This window comes from Pseudomonas sp. KCJK8993 (assembly GCF_046230915.1).
In the GTDB taxonomy this organism is placed as follows: Bacteria; Pseudomonadota; Gammaproteobacteria; order Pseudomonadales; family Pseudomonadaceae; genus Aquipseudomonas; species Aquipseudomonas piscis.
Genome location: NZ_JBJJLO010000040.1, coordinates 1 through 16,390 on the forward strand (window position 1 = coordinate 1; position 16,390 = coordinate 16,390).

At 65.5% G+C, this 16,390-nt stretch carries 19 protein-coding genes; 10 read left to right on the plus strand and 9 right to left on the minus strand.

Translation table 11 applies throughout. The features are described 5' to 3' along the window. Positions 1-14: 14 nt before the first annotated feature. Positions 15-680, minus strand: coding sequence for a GntR family transcriptional regulator (locus ACK6AU_RS14875; protein WP_312026247.1), 666 nt, complete (start codon positions 678-680; stop codon positions 15-17). Between the two features lie 152 nt (positions 681-832). Here ACK6AU_RS14875 and ACK6AU_RS14880 point away from each other — a divergent pair, with 152 nt between their 5' ends. The 3 genes from ACK6AU_RS14880 to ACK6AU_RS14890 all read left to right on the plus strand — a co-directional run bounded on the left by ACK6AU_RS14880 (position 833) and on the right by ACK6AU_RS14890 (position 3,487). Further along, the gene (locus ACK6AU_RS14880; protein ID WP_185698031.1) at positions 833-1,759 is read left to right on the plus strand and encodes a LysR substrate-binding domain-containing protein; all 927 of its coding nucleotides are present in this window, start codon (positions 833-835) and stop codon (positions 1,757-1,759) included. Between the two features lie 96 nt (positions 1,760-1,855). Continuing rightward, a complete protein-coding gene (locus ACK6AU_RS14885; protein ID WP_409299753.1) occupies positions 1,856-3,043 on the plus strand; it encodes a low temperature requirement protein A in 1,188 nt (395 codons plus the stop codon). A gap of 78 nt (positions 3,044-3,121) precedes the next feature. Beyond that, the gene (locus tag ACK6AU_RS14890; RefSeq protein ID WP_409299755.1) at positions 3,122-3,487 is read left to right on the plus strand and encodes a 5-carboxymethyl-2-hydroxymuconate Delta-isomerase; all 366 of its coding nucleotides are present in this window, start codon (positions 3,122-3,124) and stop codon (positions 3,485-3,487) included. A gap of 34 nt (positions 3,488-3,521) precedes the next feature. Here the strand turns inward: ACK6AU_RS14890 and ACK6AU_RS14895 are convergent, their stop codons facing one another. The 5 genes from ACK6AU_RS14895 to ACK6AU_RS14915 all read right to left on the minus strand — a co-directional run bounded on the left by ACK6AU_RS14895 (position 3,522) and on the right by ACK6AU_RS14915 (position 8,108). Further along, positions 3,522-4,460, minus strand: a complete 939-nt coding sequence (locus ACK6AU_RS14895) for a LysR family transcriptional regulator (protein WP_409299757.1) — start codon at positions 4,458-4,460, stop codon at positions 3,522-3,524. A 167-nt stretch (positions 4,461-4,627) separates the two neighbouring features. Next, complete coding sequence (locus tag ACK6AU_RS14900; protein WP_185698035.1) at positions 4,628-5,548, minus strand: DMT family transporter; 921 nt, start codon at positions 5,546-5,548, stop codon at positions 4,628-4,630. 31 nt (positions 5,549-5,579) lie between these two features. After that, positions 5,580-6,764 carry a cyanate transporter gene (locus tag ACK6AU_RS14905; RefSeq protein ID WP_185698036.1) on the minus strand — a complete coding sequence of 395 codons (1,185 nt, stop codon included), beginning with the start codon at positions 6,762-6,764 and terminating at the stop codon, positions 5,580-5,582. Positions 6,765-6,942: 178 nt separating this feature from the next. Next, positions 6,943-7,413, minus strand: coding sequence for a cyanase (gene cynS, locus ACK6AU_RS14910; protein WP_068586127.1), 471 nt, complete (start codon positions 7,411-7,413; stop codon positions 6,943-6,945). Between the two features lie 35 nt (positions 7,414-7,448). After that, on the minus strand, positions 7,449-8,108 hold the full coding sequence (locus ACK6AU_RS14915) for a carbonic anhydrase (protein ID WP_185698037.1): 660 nt from the start codon (positions 8,106-8,108) through the stop codon (positions 7,449-7,451). A gap of 108 nt (positions 8,109-8,216) precedes the next feature. Here ACK6AU_RS14915 and cynR point away from each other — a divergent pair, with 108 nt between their 5' ends. Further along, complete coding sequence (gene cynR, locus ACK6AU_RS14920; protein WP_409299760.1) at positions 8,217-9,104, plus strand: transcriptional regulator CynR; 888 nt, start codon at positions 8,217-8,219, stop codon at positions 9,102-9,104. Here the strand turns inward: cynR and ACK6AU_RS14925 are convergent. Continuing rightward, positions 9,083-9,865, minus strand: a complete 783-nt coding sequence (locus ACK6AU_RS14925) for a transporter substrate-binding domain-containing protein (RefSeq protein WP_409299762.1) — start codon at positions 9,863-9,865, stop codon at positions 9,083-9,085. The genes cynR and ACK6AU_RS14925 overlap by 22 nt on opposite strands. Positions 9,866-10,039: 174 nt before the next feature. On the opposite strand from ACK6AU_RS14925, the gene ACK6AU_RS14930 reads away from it, so the two are divergent. The 4 genes from ACK6AU_RS14930 (at position 10,040) to ACK6AU_RS14945 (ending at position 13,296) form a co-directional block, all read left to right on the plus strand. Further along, positions 10,040-10,696 (plus strand): class I SAM-dependent methyltransferase, encoded by a 657-nt coding sequence (locus ACK6AU_RS14930; protein WP_409299764.1) that lies wholly within the window; start codon positions 10,040-10,042, stop codon positions 10,694-10,696. Between the two features lie 124 nt (positions 10,697-10,820). Then, entirely contained in the window at positions 10,821-11,954 is a 1,134-nt protein-coding gene (gene rnd / locus ACK6AU_RS14935; protein ID WP_185698041.1) for a ribonuclease D, read from the plus strand. Further along, entirely contained in the window at positions 11,951-12,244 is a 294-nt protein-coding gene (locus ACK6AU_RS14940; RefSeq protein ID WP_031321118.1) for a YcgL domain-containing protein, read from the plus strand. Before rnd ends, ACK6AU_RS14940 begins: the two co-directional genes overlap by 4 nt. A gap of 119 nt (positions 12,245-12,363) precedes the next feature. Continuing rightward, entirely contained in the window at positions 12,364-13,296 is a 933-nt protein-coding gene (locus ACK6AU_RS14945; RefSeq protein WP_185698042.1) for a D-2-hydroxyacid dehydrogenase, read from the plus strand. A gap of 33 nt (positions 13,297-13,329) precedes the next feature. On the opposite strand, the gene ACK6AU_RS14950 is transcribed toward ACK6AU_RS14945, so the two are convergent. Continuing rightward, positions 13,330-13,923 carry a nitroreductase family protein gene (locus tag ACK6AU_RS14950; RefSeq protein WP_185698043.1) on the minus strand — a complete coding sequence of 198 codons (594 nt, stop codon included), beginning with the start codon at positions 13,921-13,923 and terminating at the stop codon, positions 13,330-13,332. A gap of 270 nt (positions 13,924-14,193) precedes the next feature. Between ACK6AU_RS14950 and ACK6AU_RS14955 the strand changes: the two genes are divergently transcribed. Together ACK6AU_RS14955 and ACK6AU_RS14960 are read left to right on the plus strand one after the other, a co-directional pair. Beyond that, a complete protein-coding gene (locus ACK6AU_RS14955) occupies positions 14,194-14,643 on the plus strand; it encodes a YcgN family cysteine cluster protein (protein ID WP_022642907.1) in 450 nt (149 codons plus the stop codon). Positions 14,644-14,705: 62 nt separating this feature from the next. Further along, positions 14,706-15,941, plus strand: coding sequence for a hypothetical protein (locus tag ACK6AU_RS14960; RefSeq protein WP_409299768.1), 1,236 nt, complete (start codon positions 14,706-14,708; stop codon positions 15,939-15,941). 10 nt (positions 15,942-15,951) lie between these two features. On the opposite strand, the gene ACK6AU_RS14965 is transcribed toward ACK6AU_RS14960, so the two are convergent. After that, positions 15,952-16,326, minus strand: coding sequence for a DUF2892 domain-containing protein (locus ACK6AU_RS14965; RefSeq protein ID WP_185698045.1), 375 nt, complete (start codon positions 16,324-16,326; stop codon positions 15,952-15,954). Positions 16,327-16,390 lie beyond the last annotated feature (64 nt).

The following is a 16,390-nucleotide window of genomic DNA, read 5'->3' on the forward strand; positions in this document are numbered from 1 at the left end:
ACGCAAAGGAGCATTCAGTGTGGCAGGTGTTCGTACAGGCTCTGGCACACCCCGTTGATATGGGTCTCGATCAACCGGGCGGCGAGTTCGACATCCCGCGCGCGGCAGGCGGCGACGATATCCTTGTGCTCGTGGTCGGCCCGGTCCTTGCCCGCCGAGAGGCTCATCTGCATGCGCAGGTAGCGCTCGATCTTGTCGTGGATCGAGCGAATGAGGTTGACCAGGAAGGGCCGCTGGGCCGGCTCATAGAGGCAGGCATGCAGCTCCCAGTTGAGCTCGGCCCAACGCCCGATATCGTTTTCGCCGACGAATTCGGCGCAGATGGCCTCGGCCCTGGCGAAGGTCTCCTCGGTCATGTTCGGCACGGCCAGGCGGATTGCCTTGACCTCCAGCAGCACCCGCACCTCGAACATCTGCGCCAGCTCGGGTTCGGAGATCCGGGTGACCAGGGCACCGCGATTGCGATGGAAGTCCACCAGCCCTTCGGCTTCCAGGCGCTTGAGCGCTTCGCGAACCGGGATCTTGCTGACGTTGAACGCCTGGGCGATATCGTCCTGGCGAACGGGTTCGCCTTCGGCCAGCTGGCCGCAGATGATCGCTTCACGCAGGTGCTTGGCAATGATTTCCGAGGTCGAGGGCGTCACGCCCAGGTTCGGCGCTTTGTTGAAGGGAAGTGGCACGGAGGTTACCGAAGGCGGTTGAGGGTGCGGATATCTTATACGAAACCCCAGGGCCTGGAAAAACCGCACCATGCCCAGCCGCGACATCCGCCTGGACGCCAGCCCCCGGGCCTTTCTACACTGGGCGCCGACTGGGCCATGGAACATCGCCGATGAATCGCAATGAACTGCGCAAGGCTGACATCAACCTGATGGTGGTATTCGAGGCGCTGATGCTCGAACGCAACGTGACCCGGGTGGCGGAGAAGCTGTTTCTCGGCCAGCCCACCATCAGCTCCGCGCTCAACCGGCTGCGGGCGATGTTCAACGATCCGCTGTTCATTCGCGTCGGCCATCGGATGGAGCCCACCGCCCGTGCCGAGCAGTTGATCCAGCACCTGTCGCCGGCTCTGGACGCCCTGTCCTCGGCCCTGAGCCTGACCCACGATTTCGATCCCGCCAGCAGCACCATGACCTTTCGCATCGGCCTGTCCGATGACGTCGAGTTCGGCCTGTTGCCGCCCTTGCTGCGGGCCTTGCGCCAGGAGGCGCCGCAGGTGGTGGTCGTGGTCCAGCACGTGGACTACTGGCGGATTCCCGACCTGCTGGCCTCCGGCGATATCACCGTCGGTATCAGCCAGACCCGCGGCCTGCCGGCCAATGCCAAGCGCAAGTTGCTGCGCCATATCACCCCCAGCGTGCTGCGGGCCGATGCCAGCGACACGCCGATGAGCCTCGACGAATACTGCTCGCGGCCCCATGTTCTGGTGTCCCACACCGCCAACGTCGCCGGCTTCGCCGATGAGTGGCTGGCGGAGATCGGCCGCACCCGCCAAGTGGTGCTGTCGGTGCCGCAGTACAGTTCGCTGCCGGCGCTGCTGGCCGGGACCAAGCTGATCGCCAGCCTGCCGGACTACGCCGCCCAGGCCATGGCGACCACCGGGCAGCTGTACTGCGAACCGTTTCCGTTCAAGACCCCGACCCTGGACCTGTCCATGGTCTGGCTCAGCCACGTCGACACCGACCCAGCCGAACGCTGGCTGCGTTCGCGCCTGGAAGCCTTCATGAGCGAGCGCACGCCACTGCCGCTGGCTACCTGATCGGTGGTTCCCGCCGGGCCGGGCTGGCATTGTCGGCGGCACCTGCTTTGCTCAGTACAAACCCCCGAGCCAATCCTCCACCGGCGGAGAGTGTCCATGATTCGATCCCGTTCCCTGCTGCGTGGTCGCGGCAGTCATGACAGCGGCAAGGTGGGCATGGTCGAGCTGTTTTTCGACCTGGTGTTCGTGTTCGCCGTGACCCAATTGTCCCATGCGCTGCTGGCGCACCTGTCGCTGGCCGGCGCGCTGCAGGTGGCGTTGCTGATGGTGGCGGTGTGGTGGGTGTGGATCTTCACCTCGTGGATCACCAACTGGCTGGACCCGCAGACCCTGCCGATCCGCCTCGGGCTGTTGGTGTTGATGGTGGCCGGGTTGTTGCTGTCGTCCTCGATTCCCAAGGCTTTCGGTGACCGTGGCCTGCTGTTCGCCGCAGCCTATGTGTTCATGCAAGTGGGACGTACCGCCTACTCACTGTGGGCGGTGCGTGGCGAGCCGCTGAACATGACCCGCAACTTCCAGCGGATCCTGCTGTGGTTGATGTTCTCCGGGGTGTTCTGGATCGCCGGCGGCCTGCTCCAGGGCCCGGGACGCCTGGCCTGCTGGACCCTGGCCCTGGGCATCGAGGTCTTGGCGCCATCGCTGTATTTCTGGGTGCCGGGGCTGGGCCGCTCGACCCTGGAGGACTGGAACATCGAAGGCAACCACATGGCCGAGCGTTGCGCGCTGTTCGTGATCATCGCCCTGGGCGAATCGCTGTTGGTCACCGGCGCGACCTTCGCCGAATTGGCCACCACCGCCCAAGGCTTGCTGGGCTTCATCGTCGCGGTGCTGGGTAGCATCGGCATGTGGTGGGTGTACTTCGACAGTGGCGCCGAACGTGCCCATCACCGCATCGCCCATTCCACCGACCCCGGGCGCCAGGCGCGGATCGCCTATACCTACATTCACTTGCTGATCGTCGCCGGGATCATCGTCAGCGCGGTGGCCGACGAACTGGTGCTGGTCCATCCGGACCACGCCCGCCAGGCGGGAATACTGGTGATCATCGGCGGGCCCTGGTTGTTCCTGCTCGGTTGCGCCTTGTTCAAGTGGGTGATGAACGACCGGCCCTGGCCGCCGCTGTCGCACCTGGCGGGGCTGGCCGGCCTGACGCTGCTGTTGCCGGTGGCCTTGGGCCAAGTGTTTTCCGCCCTGGCGCTGGGCAGCCTGACCACCCTGGTGATGCTGCTGGTGGCGGCCTGGGAAACCCTGGCCCTGCGCGAGCGCGCAGCGGCAAGGCAATGACACCAATGGATGATTCAAGGCCCTCGGCGCTTGTGTAGTATTGAGCGCCCTTTTCCCTGAATGACCGGGAGCTTTGCCATGCCGCACCTGCATATGGAATACACCGCCAACCTGCCGCAACTGGATGCCGACAAGGCGCTGCTGCGCTTGAACCATGCGCTGGTGGCGTCCGGGCAGTTCTCCGATGAGTTCGATATCAAGAGCCGGGCGGTGAAGGTCGATACGTTCCGGGTCGGCACCGGCCTTGGCGAGCGCGCCTTCGTCCACGTCAAGCTGGCGCTGCTCAGCGGCCGTTCGCCGGAAATCAAGAAGCAGCTGTCCGAAAGCCTGCTGGTGGTGCTGCAAGACCTGGCGCCCTGGCCGGCAGAGCTGCAGATCCAGCTGTGCGTGGAACTCATCGATATCGACCGGGCCTCCTATACCAAGGCCGCCCTCGGTCTCTGACCCTTCCCAAAGCCGGGCTTGCGGCGGGCACCGCCTAGAGCAGGCCCGGTTCGGCGCAGACCTTGACCACCTGCTCGCGCAGCCAGGCCTGGGCACTGTCCTGGTCACTGGCCTGGCTCCATTGCATGTCCAGGGTGAACCCCGGCAATCCGGCGGGCGCCTCGCAGTGGTTGAACACCGCCTCGTTGGCCAGCAGGGCCTGGATGCGCCGGGGCAGGGTGAGGATGAAGTCGGTGCCGGTGATCATCTTCAGCGCTGCGCTGTAGCTGTTGGAGCGCGCGGCGATCTGGCGTTTCTGGGCCTGTCGGGCCAGCCAGCCATCCACCATGTTGCTGTCGGATGTCCAGGGCGTGGGGAACACATGGCGTCGCTCGACGAACGACTGCAGGCTGAAACGCGATTGCGTGGGCGGCGTCGCGCGTTTGTCGAAGACACAGACCAGTTCGTCCTCCAACAGCACCTGGGACTGGAGATCGGCGTGGCTGCGGTGGAAGTTGGGGCCGAAGCAGATCACCAGGTCGAGGCTGCCGTCGCGCAACTCGTCGGCGGGAATGTCCGCTTCCAGTTTCTGCACGTTGACCGTCACCGGCAGGTCGGCGTAGTCGAAGCCCTTGAGCAGGCGCGGCAGGATCAACAGCTCGAAGTATTCGGGAGCGCAGAGATTGAAGGTTACCGCCTGGTGGGTCGGATCGAACGCCGGCATCGCGCCGTGGCACAGGTTGATGCTCTCCAGGATCTTCAGCACGTGGCTGTACATGCTGGTGGCCTTGTAGGTCGGACGCATGCCGGTGCGGGTGTGGATGAACAGCTCGTCCTGGAAGCCGTTGCGCAGTTTCTTCAGGCAGTAGCTGACGGTCGACTGGCTGACGCAAAGGGTTTCCGAAACCCCGGTGACACTGCTTTGCTCGTACACGGCCACGAAGACCATGAGGTCCTGCATGTCGAGTTTCCTGAGCACATTGCTGATGAGCATCCGTTACATCCTGCTGGGCACCTGGCGCCGGTGGCGCGCAACCGGGTCGATGCTAGCGGAACGATCGTCCTAGTTAAATGCCCGGGGCGGGGATTCGCGGACAGCATCGGGACATAAATTTCCGATAATACGACTTGGGCATTCAGGCCCGCGAAACTGTCCCGTTTTCAGGGGGGATTGGCCGCCATGGCCGGCTGCGGTCGGCTGCTGCGCACCAGGCCGAACATGCCCAGCGCCACCAGCAGGGCGCCGAACATTTCCCCGGGACGCGGCACCTGGCCCAGCCATGACCAATGGAACAGGGTCAGGAACAGCGTGCTGAGATAGACATAGGAAATCACCGTGGACGGGGCGATGACGCCAATGGCCCGGTGCAGCAGCCAGAAGGTCGCCAGGGTGGCGAATAGCGCCAGGTACAGCAGCCACGCCAGATCGTGGCCGGTGAGCTGCGCCGCACTGCGCCAGCCGCCGCTGGCCAGGCAAGCGATGAACAGGAACAGCGAGCCGAACAGCATGTTCCAGAAAGTCATGGCCGCCGGGCTTCGACCTTGCAGGGCCCGAGCCTTGAAGCGCTGGCTCAGGGGCGGATAGGCGGCCATGGCCAGGCAACCCAGGGCGTAGACCCCTACCGCGTACCACGACGGCCATTGGCCTGGCGCGCCGCCCTTGAGGATCAGCAGCAGTGCGCCGGCGGCGGCCGTCAGCATCGGCAGCAGCCTGCGCCTGCGGCTGTCGCCGGGCAGCAGCCAGCCTTCGAACAACAGGGTCAGCAGCGGCACCAGGGTGTACAGGGTCCCGGTGTTCACCGCCGAGGTGTAGCGCAGGGCTTCGAACAGCGAACCGAAGTACAGCGCCAGCAACAGGCCCAGCAGGCCGTGGGCCGCCAGCCCCCAGAGGTTCGGCACGCAGAAGCCCTTGAGCCACAGCAGGGGCACGAACAGCAGCGCCGAGAACAGCAAGCGCAAGGCGGTCAGCAGCACCGGATCGATGGCTTGGCCGACCTGGGCGGCGGCGAAGAACGAGGCAGCGATCAACGCCGCCCAGAGCAGCATGCCGAAGTTGGCCTGGGTGAAGTTCACAGGGTTCATGCAGGCCTCCCGGGCCGGGGTACAAGGCGGCTCAACGAATGTGCCTGGCGTAGTGCCGGGGATCGAAGCGCAGCACCATGAGGATCATCAGCAGCATCACCGCGGTCAGCGACCACCAGGCCCATTCGAAGCTGCCCAGTTGGTCGCGGATCAGGCCCGCCAGCAGTGGCGACAGCCCGGCGATCAGGTAGCCGATACCCTGCACGAAGGCCGTCAGGCCACCGGCGCGGCGCGGGTCGTGCAGATGGTCCAGGGAGACGATCAGGCTCATGGGGAACAACCCGCCGATACCCAGTCCCAGCAGGCAGGGCCAGAGCAGGCTCAGGTGCCGCGGGCTGAGGATCAGCCCGCAGAAGCCGGCGATGATCAACAGCAACAGCGCCACCAGGACCAGGCGTCGATCCTGGCTGCGGTTGGCGATGGCCGGGGTGATGAGCCCGGAGATCACCTCCATGGCGGTGAGCAAGCCCAGCAGCAGGCCGGCGCTCTGTTCGCTCCAGCCGTTCTCCACGTAGTAGGGCGCGAGCCAGGCCAGCACGCAGGTGTAGGAGGCGGTGCCGAGACCGAAGAACACCGCGAGCAACCAGGCCCGGCGATTACCGGCGAACGACTCGCGGCCACCGCTGGCGCCCGGCAGGCTGGGCAGGGAACGCCGCTGGGCATACCAGAACACCAGGGCCAGCAAGGCCAGGGCGGCCCAGATCGCCAGGGCCAGGCGCCAGCTGCCGCTCTGGTTCATTACCAGGGGGGCGAAGGACGCGGCGATGGCTGCGCCGCCCATGATCGAGGTGACATACAGGCCCATGAACAGCGAGACGTTGTCGGCGAAGCGCGACTTGATCAGCGCCGGCATCAGCGCCTGGATCAGGGCGATGCCGATACCGGCCAGCACGGCACTGAGGATCAGCTGCGCCGCCGAATCCATGAACAATCGCGAGGCCGTGGCCAGGCCGATGATCAGCAACGACAAGACCACGGTGCGGTGTTCGCCCAGGCGCCGGGCGATGTCCATGCCGAAGAACATCGCCAGGCCCATGGCCATGACCGGCAGCATGGTCAGCAGCGAGGCCAGGCTGAAACTCAAGGGAATATCGCCACGAATGCCCGAGAGCAGCGGGCCGACGGCGGCCATCGACGGCCGCAGGTTGAGGGCCACCAGGATCACGCTGGCCATCAGCCAGAGTGCGGGGCGGGAGGTTGCACGAACGCTTTCCATAACCAGACCTTCAATAAGCAGTGGGCTGATTAGGCGGTGCCGTGCGTGCCGGGGGCAAATCAGAAAGTTTGCAGCACTATTTAAAAATTAAATAAGACTCAAGCGGCAAGCGGCAAGCGGCAAGCGGCAAGCGGCAAGCTCCAAGCATGCGCTTGAGGCTTGCTGCTTGAGGCCGCCCTTAGAACGGCTTGGTCGGCAGGTACTTGCCGTCCAGGGTGATGACCGCGCGGGATCCGCCTTCGGGGTCCTCGACCTTCTTGATGTCCAGCTTGAAGTTGATGGCGCTGATGATGCCGTCGCCGAACTGCTCGTGGACCAGGGCCTTGAGGGTCGAGCCATAGACCTGGAGCATTTCATAGAAGCGGTACACGGTCGGGTCGGTGGGGATGCCGCCAGGGATGCTGCCGCGGGAGGGAATGCTCTGCAGCAGGCGGCTGGCGTCCTGGTCCAGGCCGAGCTTGTCGCAGACCAGGTCGGCCGCGGCGGCCGGCAGTGCATGCTGGCCCAGCAGGGCGGCGGTGACGAAGGCCAGGCTCAGCCCGGTGCCGTCGGTGAGGTCCTGCCAGGACAGGTTCTTGCGCGCCTTGGCGTCGATGATGGTGTCGGCCAGGGCCAGGCGTGGGGCTTGGGCGAATTGGGATTGCAGCATGGGTGGATTCCTCTTGGGTGAGTGAAGGTTGCTGCTCAGGCAGCGGTCGAAGGGCGGCTGGCCAGGGCGCAGGTATACGGGTGCTCGGCCAGGGAAACGAAGCCCCGGGTAGGGCCGTCGAGGGCGACGATGGCGCCGCTCTCGATGTCGTAGACCCAGCCATGCAGGTTCAGCCGGCCCTGTTCCAGGGCCAGGGCCACCGAGGGGTGCGTCTTCAGGTTAGCCAACTGGGCGATGACGTTGTCCCGGACCAGGGCGTCCAGGTGTTCGGCGGGCGAGGCATGGCGCCGGGCTGCGTTGATCACCCGGGCCGATTCGGCGTGACGCAGCCAGTGGGCCACGGCTGGCAGGTGGTCCAGGCATTTGCAGGTGGAGAGGGCGGTCATGGCGCCACAATCGGAGTGGCCGCAGATGACGATATCGCTCACCCCCAGTACCGCCACCGCGTATTCCACCGTGGCCGATACGCCGCCGGGCTCGGGGCCGTAGCTGGGCACGATGTTGCCGGCGTTGCGGATCACGAACAGGTCGCCGGGCTCCTGCTGGGTCAGCAGTTCCGGTACCACCCGGCTGTCGGAGCACGTGACGAACAGCGTGCCGGGGCTCTGGGTGCTGGCCAGTTGCTTGAACAGTTCGCTGCGCTGGGGGAAGGCTTCGCGCTGGAACTTGAGGAAGCCGTCGATGATGTGCTGCATGGGGGTCTCCTTGCGTCGCTGATGGGGCAAGGATGGGAGTTTTCAGCTATAGGGTCCAAGACCGGTTTATTATGCTTTCCATAAGTCATGCCTATAGTTGGAGCCGTCATGCTCTTGCGTCATATCCGTTACCTGCTGGCCGTTGCCGAGCACCGCAACTTCACCCGCGCCGCCGAGGCGCTGCACGTGTCGCAGCCGACCTTGTCGCAACAGGTCAAGCAACTGGAGGAGTCCCTGGGAGCGCCGTTGTTCGACCGTTCCGGGCGCAGCGTGCGCCTGACCGATGCCGGCCAGGCCTATGTCGCCTATGCCCGGCGTGCCCTGCAGGACCTGGAGGCCGCCCGGCGAGCCATGCATGACGTGCAGGACCTGAGCCGCGGCTCGTTGCGCCTGGCCCTGACCCCGACCTTCACCGCTTACCTGGCCGGGCCCTTGCTCAGCCGCTTCAACCAGCGCTATCCGGGCATCCGCCTGAGCGTCGAGGAAATGACCCAGGATCGCCTGGAGGCGGCCCTGGCCGAAGATCGCCTGGACCTGGGCATTGCCTTTGCCGGCCAACACCTGGCGGAAATCGAGAGCCAGGACCTGTTCAGCGAGACCCTGAGCCTGGTGGTCGGCCCGCGGTACCAGGCCCGGGAGCAAGAGCCGCTGGACGCCGAGGCGCTGGGGCGTCAATCGCTGGCGCTGCTCAGTGGCGACTTCGCCACCCGCCGCCATATCGACCTGTATTGCCGCCAGCAGGGCATTGCGCCCTGCATCGCCATCGAGGCCAATTCGGTCAGTGCGCTGGTGGAGATCGTGCGTCGCGGGCAGCTGGTGACGTTGTTGCCCAGTGCCATTGCCCGGGAGCAGCCGGGCTTGCGCGCGCTGGCCCTGGCCTCACCGCTGGCGCCGCGCAGCGTGGTGCTGCTGGGGCGTCGGGGGGCCTATCGCAGCGCGGCTTGCCAGGCCTTCCGGCAGTTGCTGGAGCAGGACTACGGCACGACCAGCCACTGATTGACCACCTGGTCATAGGCGCCGGTGGCCTTGCTCAGGTGCAGCCACTGATCGACGTAGCTCTTCCAGGCCACGTCGTCCCGTGGCAGGAGGAAGGCCTTCTCGCTGTATTGCAGGGCATGCTCGGGATTGACCGCGCACAGCCCCGGCTTGCGCCGTTGCTGGAAGCGCGCCTCCGAGGCATCGGTGATCATCACGTCGGCCTGGTGGTTGAGCAACTGGTCGAAGATTTTCACGTTGTCGGCGAACAGGGTCAGGTCGGCGTTGGGCAGGCGCGTCCTGGCGAAGACCTCGTTGGTGCCTCCCGGGGGCTCGATCAGGCGCACCGAGGGCTGGTTGATCTGTTCCACCGTCTGGTAGCGCTTGAGGTCCTGGCAGCGCACCAGGGGAATCTTGCCGTCCACGCCCAGGGGCTGGCTGAAGAAGGCCTTCTTCTGGCGCTCCAGGGACACCGAGACGCCGCCGACGGCGATGTCGCACTGCTGGCTCTGGAAGTCCGCCATCAGGCCCTTCCAGGTGGTGTTGACCCACTTCACCCGGACCCCGAGGCTCTGGGCCAGGGACTCGGCCAGGCTGATGTCGATGCCCTCGTAGTGCCCGTCGTCGCGCAGGTAGCTGTAGGGCTTGTAGTCGCCGGTGGTGCAGACCGTCAGGTGACCGCTTTCCAGCACCTGGTCCAGGCGTGAGGTCGGCTCCTGGGCGAGGCAGAGGGCGGGGGCCGCGAGGCCCAACAGGGTACTGAGCAGAAGGCGCGGGAGCATCGAGTCGTTCCTTGAGTGGCGGCAGGGCATAGTGCAGGAGCCACATCGGGCCGGGCAAGGGCCTGGAACCCTGTGCGCAGTGGCGACTAATGGCGGTTTGACTGGCTTTCGACCTTTTTTTCACGAATGGCTGGTTAACCTGTGGCCCAGGATCACCACCAGAGCTCATCCGCCATGTCGTCCCACCCCCCACCGTCCATCGAGCTGGAGTTCGCTCGGCGTTACGACCAGGAACACGCGCGCGTCTGCCGTGAGCCTCGTCCTACCGGGATGGGCGCGCGACTCGGGTTGTGGCGCATGGCGCACCTGGTACGCCATGCGCTGAAGGTCGCCGGCGAGCCGGGATTGATCCTCGACGTGGCCTGTGGCGCCGGTCGCTACTGGCCGTTGCTGGCCGAGCATGGCAACCGGGTGATCCTCGCGGCGGATCCATCCCAGGACATGTTGAACCATGCCCAGACCCATCATCCGGCCGGCCTGTTGAAGCGGGTCAAGACCTTCCACAGCTCGGCGTTCGATATCGGGCTGTCGGCCAACGCGGTGGACAGCATCATCTGCATGCAGTTGTTCGCCCACATCCACCATAGCGAGGATCGCCTGGCCCTGCTGCGCGAGTTCCACCGGGTCAGCCGTGACTCGGTGATCGTCGCCGCCCGGGTCGAATTCTTTCTCAAGTCTTGGCGGCCAGCGGTGCAAGCGGGCCTGCCACTGGCCGACAAGGCGCAGCTGGAAAGCGAGTTCGCCGAGGCTGGATTCGAGATCCTCAGCCATCAGGACTTGTTGCCTGGTTGCGCACCTTCACGGGTCTACGTGCTGAGAAAACAGGGTTAGTCCCGACTCTCGGACTATTCTTGCTCTCCGGCAGCAGATTTCGTGCTTGCTCTTATCGGGGGGCAATGCTCGGAAATCGCCGGAGGCGATATATACTGCGCGCCATTCTTCAAGGGAGAGCCGTGTGGCCATCGATATACACTGGATTCGCGACAACGATAGCCTCGGTCAGCTTTGCACCGAATGGCAGCAATTGCCCTTCGTCGCCCTCGACACCGAATTCATGCGGGTCGACACGTTCTACCCCATCGCCGGCCTGTTGCAGGTAGGCGATGGACAGTGCGCCTACCTGATTGACCCTTTGACCATCGACAACTGGCAACCTTTGGCCGAACTGCTGGAGAACCCGGCGGTGCTCAAGGTGCTGCATGCCTGCAGCGAGGACCTGGAAGTCCTGTTGCGCCTGACCGGCAGCCTGCCGGCGCCGTTGTTCGATACGCAACTGGCGGCCGCCTACCTGAACCTGGGATTCTCCATGGGCTACTCGCGCCTGGTGCAGGAAGTCCTGGGTATCGAATTGCCCAAGGGCGAGACCCGCTCCGATTGGCTGCAGCGCCCGCTATCGGAAACCCAGGTCAGCTACGCCGCCGAAGATGCCGTGCACCTGGCCCAGGTGTTCAGCCAGCTGCGCCCGAAGCTGTCCGAGGACAAGTACCGCTGGGTGCTCGAGGACGGTGCCGAGCTGGTGGCCAACCTGCGCCGCGAGGTGGACCCCTACGAGGTCTATCGCGATGCCAAGCTGGCCTGGAAGCTGTCCCGCGCCCAACTGGCGGTACTGCGCGAGCTGTGTGCCTGGCGCGAGCGTGAAGCCCGCGCCCGCGACCTGCCGCGCAACCGCATCGTGCGCGAGCATGCGCTCTGGCCCCTGGCCAGGACCCAGCCCGATACCCTGTCGGCGCTGGCCAAGATCGAAGACATGCATCCGCGTACCGTGCGCCAGGATGGCGAGTTCCTCCTCGACCTGATCAAGCGCAGTGCCAAGCTGGGCCCGGAGCACTGGCCGCCGGCCCTGCCCGAACCATTGCCGATCGAAGCCTCGGCCCTGCTCAAGCGCCTCAAGGCCGTGGGCCAGGCCGAAGCCGAGCGCCTAGGCATCGCCCCGGAAGTGATGCTGCGCAAGAAAACCCTGGAGAGCCTGCTCAAGAGCGGATTCCCCAGCGGACCCTACCAATTGCCCGATTCGCTGCGTGGCTGGCGCCGCGAATTGATGGGCCAGGCGCTGCTGGATAGCCTGGCCACCGTCGGAGAACAGCCTTGAAACGTATCTGCTCGATCTACAGAAGCCCGCGCAAGAACGAGATGTACCTCTACGTGCTCAAGAGCGAAGCACTGGAGCGCGTACCGGAAACCCTGCTCGCGGCTTTCGGCAAGCCGCAGCATGCCTTCGACCTGGTACTGACCCCGGAGCGCCAGCTGGCCCGGGAGGACATCCAGAAGGTGCTGGAGAACCTCGATAAGCAGGGGTATCACCTGCAGATGCCACCGGCCGAAGACGAGTACATCGAGCACTTGCCCGAAGAGCTGCTGCGTCGCAATGATCCGGTCTGATTCCTAGGCGCTCGATCCCGGGCGCTTTCCCTGTGCACCTGACTGCCCTGGCCTTCGCCTGGAACGATGGAGCGATACTCCGTCGGCGGTGGCCTGTACCGTTTTTTAAGGTTTGAACCATGCGCGTTCTGATTGCCGAACACGATCACGTTGTTTATGCCCGCCTGTTGCGTCAGGCGGCCCCGGACCTGGATGTGCTGACCAGCGGCGACTCCGCCGAGCTGGCTCGCCTGGCGGCGGACTGCCCGGTATGGCTGGGCCAGCCGGACCTGCTGGCGACCCTGTTGCGCCAGGGGCACAAGCCCCAGTGGCTGCAATCGACCTGGGCCGGCATCACGCCGCTGCTGGCCGACGGCTTGTCCCGGCATTACCGGTTGACCCGGGCGGTGGGGATCTTTGGCCAGGTGATGGCCGAGTACGTGCTGACCTACATCCTGGGTCATGAGCGTGAAGTGCTGGCGCGGCTGGTCAGCCAGGTGGAACGCAAGTGGGACAACCGCCTGGGCCAGAGCCTGGCGGGGCGCAAGGTCTTGATCGTCGGGACCGGCGATATCGGCCAGAGCGTGGCGCAGTTCCTGGTGCCGTTCGGGGTCAAGCTGTATGGCATCGCCAGCCGGCCCCGGGAGCAGGCACCCTTCGTCGAAGTGGCCGGCCTGGAGGACCTGGGACGCTTGGTGGGGGAGGTGGATTATGTGGTCAACCTGTTGCCCAACACCCCGAGCACTCACGACCTGTACGACGCGGCCCTGTTCAAGCAGTTCAAGTCCACCGGGCTGTTCATCAACGTCGGGCGCGGGGTCTCGGTGGTCGACGCGGACCTGGTACAGGCCCTCAAGGATGGCCACCTGGCGGGCGCGGTGATCGATGTCTGCCGCCAGGAACCGCTGCCACAGCGGCATCCGTTCTGGACCGCCTGGGGCTTGCTGCTCACCGGCCACAGTTCCGCTCCCACCTCGCCGGAGCTGATGGTGCAACTGTTCGTGGAAAACCTGCGGGCCTACCAGGCCAAGCAGCCCCTGCGCGGCGAAGTGGACTTCGCCCGGGGCTACTAGGACGTCGGAACTGCAAGCTCCAAGCTTGAGGCTTTAGAGGTTGAAGTCGCCTTCGGACACGGTTTCGCTGAGCGGGCGACGCGGGCTCGGTACTTCGCGGGCCTGCAGGTATTCGGCCAGGCTCGACTTGTCGCCCAGCTTGCCCACCGCGACGGCGGCATGCAGCGCATAGCCTTCGGGAATCTTCAGCTCCTTGCGGGTCAGTTCCTGGTCGAAACCGGCCATGCCGTGGGTGTGCCAGCCACTGAGGCTGGCCTGCAGCGCCAGGTGGCCCCAGGCCGAGCCGGTGTCGAAGGTGTGCCACAGGGCCGGGGTTTCCTCGCTGGCGCCGGGGGCGGCGAAGGTGGTCTTGGAGATCACGATCACCAGCGCCGAGGCGTGTTGTGCCCAGCCGCGGTTGAACTCGTTGAGCAGGCCCAGGAAGCGCTCCCAGTTCGGCGTGTCGCGCCGGGCATAGAGAAAGCGCCAGGGTTGCGAGTTGTAGGCCGAAGGCGCCCAGCGCGCGGCTTCGAAGAAGCTCAGCAGGGTTGCTTCGGGGATGGTTTCTGCGGTGAAGGCCCGTGGCGACCAGCGCTCGGTGAATTGCGGGTGGATGGCGTGGTCGGCAACGCGGGGATTGGCGCTCATGCAAAGACTCCATACAACGTTGGGAAAATGGAATAACCGGCAGGCGCAGTTGGCTGGGCGCAGAGGCTTTCCTGACCCCGTGGGGTGCGCCGGATACAACGCGGCGAGCGTGGATGGCATCCGGGGCGAGGGTCGGCTCGGGAAGCAAAGCTACTGTGCCCATTGGCGGCTGGCAAGCGCCGGGTTACCGACAGTCGCCAGTGCTTGGCCCGCCGGGTCTTCGGCACTAGACTGGCGGCCTTTTCACCCTCGGATATTGATGCTTGAGCCATGGCCGCCAAAGTCGAACCATTCTGGATACGCAAGACCCTCGAACAACTCGACCAGGAGGAATGGGAGTCGTTGTGCGACGGCTGCGGCCTGTGCTGCCTGCAAAAGCTCGAGGATGAAGACGACAACAGCGTCTACTACACGCGTATCGCCTGCAAGCTGCTGGACCTCAAGACCTGCCAGTGCACCGATTACCCCAACCGCCGCGAGTCGGTGCCCGACTGCATCCAGCTGACCCCGGGCAAGGCCGACGAGTTCAAGTGGCTGCCGCCCACCTGCGGCTACCGCCTGGTGAGCGAAGGCAAGGACCTGCCGCTCTGGCATCACCTGGTGTGCGGCGATCGCGATGCGGTGCACCACGAGCGGATTTCCCAATCCGGGCGCATGCTCGCCGAGGGCAGCGTCGCGGAAGATGATTGGGAAGACCATCTGATTTTCCGCGCGGGCTGAGTGACCCGGCCCCTTTTCAAGGCCGCACGGCTCGCAGACAGGTTCTCAAGCAAGGAGTGTGTATGAGGGTGGGGGCGAAGCTGGCGCTGGCCTGGGTGCTGCTGGGATTGAGCGCGGCGGCTGTCGCGGCGAAGAAGGTCGACCTGGATTATCACGTGCGGTTCCTGCCCCAGGGCGACCAGGCTGAAGTGCGCCTGACCCTGGCTGACGGCGCGGCGCTGCGCAGCCTGGACTTCGACCTGGGCAAGGACGGCGACTACAGCGACTTCAAGGCCGATGGCCAATGGCAGGCCGTCACCGCCCAGGCGGGTGGCCGGCGTGGCACCTGGCGTCCGGCTGGCGGCAAGGCCAGCCTGAGCTACCGGGTACGCCTGAGCCACAGCCCGAAGAAGGGCAGCTATGACAGCCGCAGCACTGCCAATTGGGCCTTGTTGCGTGGCGAGACGCTGGTGCCGCCAGCTCGGCTCGACCAGCAAGATGGCGCCGAGCTGGTGGCGCGCCTGGACTTCGAACTGCCCAATGGCTGGAAGAGCGTCGAGACCGCCTGGCCGCGTATCGGCAAGCAGCGCTTTCGCATCGATAACCCCGAACGCCTGTTCGATCGCCCCACCGGCTGGATGCTCGCCGGCAACCTGGGTAGCCGCCGCACCCGCCTGGGCGCTACGGAAGTCAGCGTGGTGTCGCCCCTGGGCCAGGGCATGCGGCGCATGGATGTCCTGACCCTGCTGACCTTCGTCTGGCCCCAGGTGCAAGCGGTGTTTCCACGCCAGCCGGGCAAGCTGCTGATCGTCGGCGCCGGTGATCCGATGTGGCGCGGTAGCCTCGCCGGGCGCGATTCGCTGTACTTGCACAGCCGCCTGCCGCTGGTCGGCGAGAGCGGTGTCAGTCCGTTGCTGCGCGAGTTGGTGCAATCCCTGGGGCGCATCAACGATAGCCAGCACAGCGACTGGATCAGCGAAGGCCTGGCCGAGTACTACGCCATCGAGCTGCTGCGCCGGGCCGGTGGCATCAGCGACGAGCGCTATCAAGTACTGCACAAGCGCCTGGTGCGGGATGGCCAGGGCGTCAGCAGTTTGCGCGGCGAGCAGGTGAATGCAGCCACCGTGGCCCGGGCCGTGCTGCTGTTGCAGGAACTGGACCGGGAGATTCGCCTGAAGACCCGCAACAAGCGCTCGCTGGACGATGTGTTGCAAGGAGCGATGCGCCTGGAGCGGGTCACTACCGCCCAGTTCATCCAGCTGAGCGAAAGCGTGCTGGGCGGGTCGTCCCAGGTGCTGGACAGCCCGCTGCTGCGCTGAGTCGCCCGCTTCAGACCTTGGTTTCGGGCGCCTTGGCCGCTTCCTCGATCGTCTTGGCGGTGCGCCCCGCGACGTCGGCGTTGGCCTTGAGATCGCGCAGCTGCGCGCCGGCGCGTTCGATCCTGCTTCGCACCTCCTGCATGTCCCGGCGGCTCTTTTCCAACAGGCTCTTGGCCGAGCTGTGCCCGGTGATGCCACGGGCCAGGGCCACGCCGCCGATCGCCATCTGCACCAGGCCGAACACGCCGCCCCGGCGCAGGCCCTTGCCCATCATCACCACGCCGCCGGCCAGCGAGCCGATGCGTTCCCAGCCCTGGACGTTCTGCCGGGGATGGCTCTGGAACGGGGTCGACTCGATGGATTGCAGCTGTTTGCGCTCGCTCATGATCTGTCTCCTTGGGGAGGTGGGGGATATAGGGCTGACTGCACCGGGACCTTGCCGGTTCCCG

Excerpts from the sequence above, each read along its gene's own strand:
- ACK6AU_RS14895 (WP_409299757.1), bottom strand. The coding sequence starts at position 4,460 with ATGCTCATCAGCAATGTGCTCAGGAAACTCGACATGCAGGACCTCATG.
- ACK6AU_RS14945 (WP_185698042.1), top strand. The coding sequence starts at position 12,364 with ATGCGCGTTCTGATTGCCGAACACGATCACGTTGTTTATGCCCGCCTG.
- ACK6AU_RS14965 (WP_185698045.1), bottom strand. The coding sequence starts at position 16,326 with ATGAGCGAGCGCAAACAGCTGCAATCCATCGAGTCGACCCCGTTCCAG.
- ACK6AU_RS14880 (WP_185698031.1), top strand. The coding sequence starts at position 833 with ATGAATCGCAATGAACTGCGCAAGGCTGACATCAACCTGATGGTGGTA.
- ACK6AU_RS14890 (WP_409299755.1), top strand. The coding sequence starts at position 3,122 with ATGCCGCACCTGCATATGGAATACACCGCCAACCTGCCGCAACTGGAT.
- ACK6AU_RS14950 (WP_185698043.1), bottom strand. The coding sequence starts at position 13,923 with ATGAGCGCCAATCCCCGCGTTGCCGACCACGCCATCCACCCGCAATTC.
- ACK6AU_RS14960 (WP_409299768.1), top strand. The coding sequence starts at position 14,706 with ATGAGGGTGGGGGCGAAGCTGGCGCTGGCCTGGGTGCTGCTGGGATTG.
- ACK6AU_RS14900 (WP_185698035.1), bottom strand. The coding sequence starts at position 5,548 with ATGAACCCTGTGAACTTCACCCAGGCCAACTTCGGCATGCTGCTCTGG.
- ACK6AU_RS14925 (WP_409299762.1), bottom strand. The coding sequence starts at position 9,865 with ATGCTCCCGCGCCTTCTGCTCAGTACCCTGTTGGGCCTCGCGGCCCCC.
- ACK6AU_RS14930 (WP_409299764.1), top strand. The coding sequence starts at position 10,040 with ATGTCGTCCCACCCCCCACCGTCCATCGAGCTGGAGTTCGCTCGGCGT.
- cynR (WP_409299760.1), top strand. The coding sequence starts at position 8,217 with ATGCTCTTGCGTCATATCCGTTACCTGCTGGCCGTTGCCGAGCACCGC.
- ACK6AU_RS14955 (WP_022642907.1), top strand. The coding sequence starts at position 14,194 with ATGGCCGCCAAAGTCGAACCATTCTGGATACGCAAGACCCTCGAACAA.
- ACK6AU_RS14905 (WP_185698036.1), bottom strand. The coding sequence starts at position 6,764 with ATGGAAAGCGTTCGTGCAACCTCCCGCCCCGCACTCTGGCTGATGGCC.
- ACK6AU_RS14915 (WP_185698037.1), bottom strand. The coding sequence starts at position 8,108 with ATGCAGCACATCATCGACGGCTTCCTCAAGTTCCAGCGCGAAGCCTTC.
- ACK6AU_RS14885 (WP_409299753.1), top strand. The coding sequence starts at position 1,856 with ATGATTCGATCCCGTTCCCTGCTGCGTGGTCGCGGCAGTCATGACAGC.
- cynS (WP_068586127.1), bottom strand. The coding sequence starts at position 7,413 with ATGCTGCAATCCCAATTCGCCCAAGCCCCACGCCTGGCCCTGGCCGAC.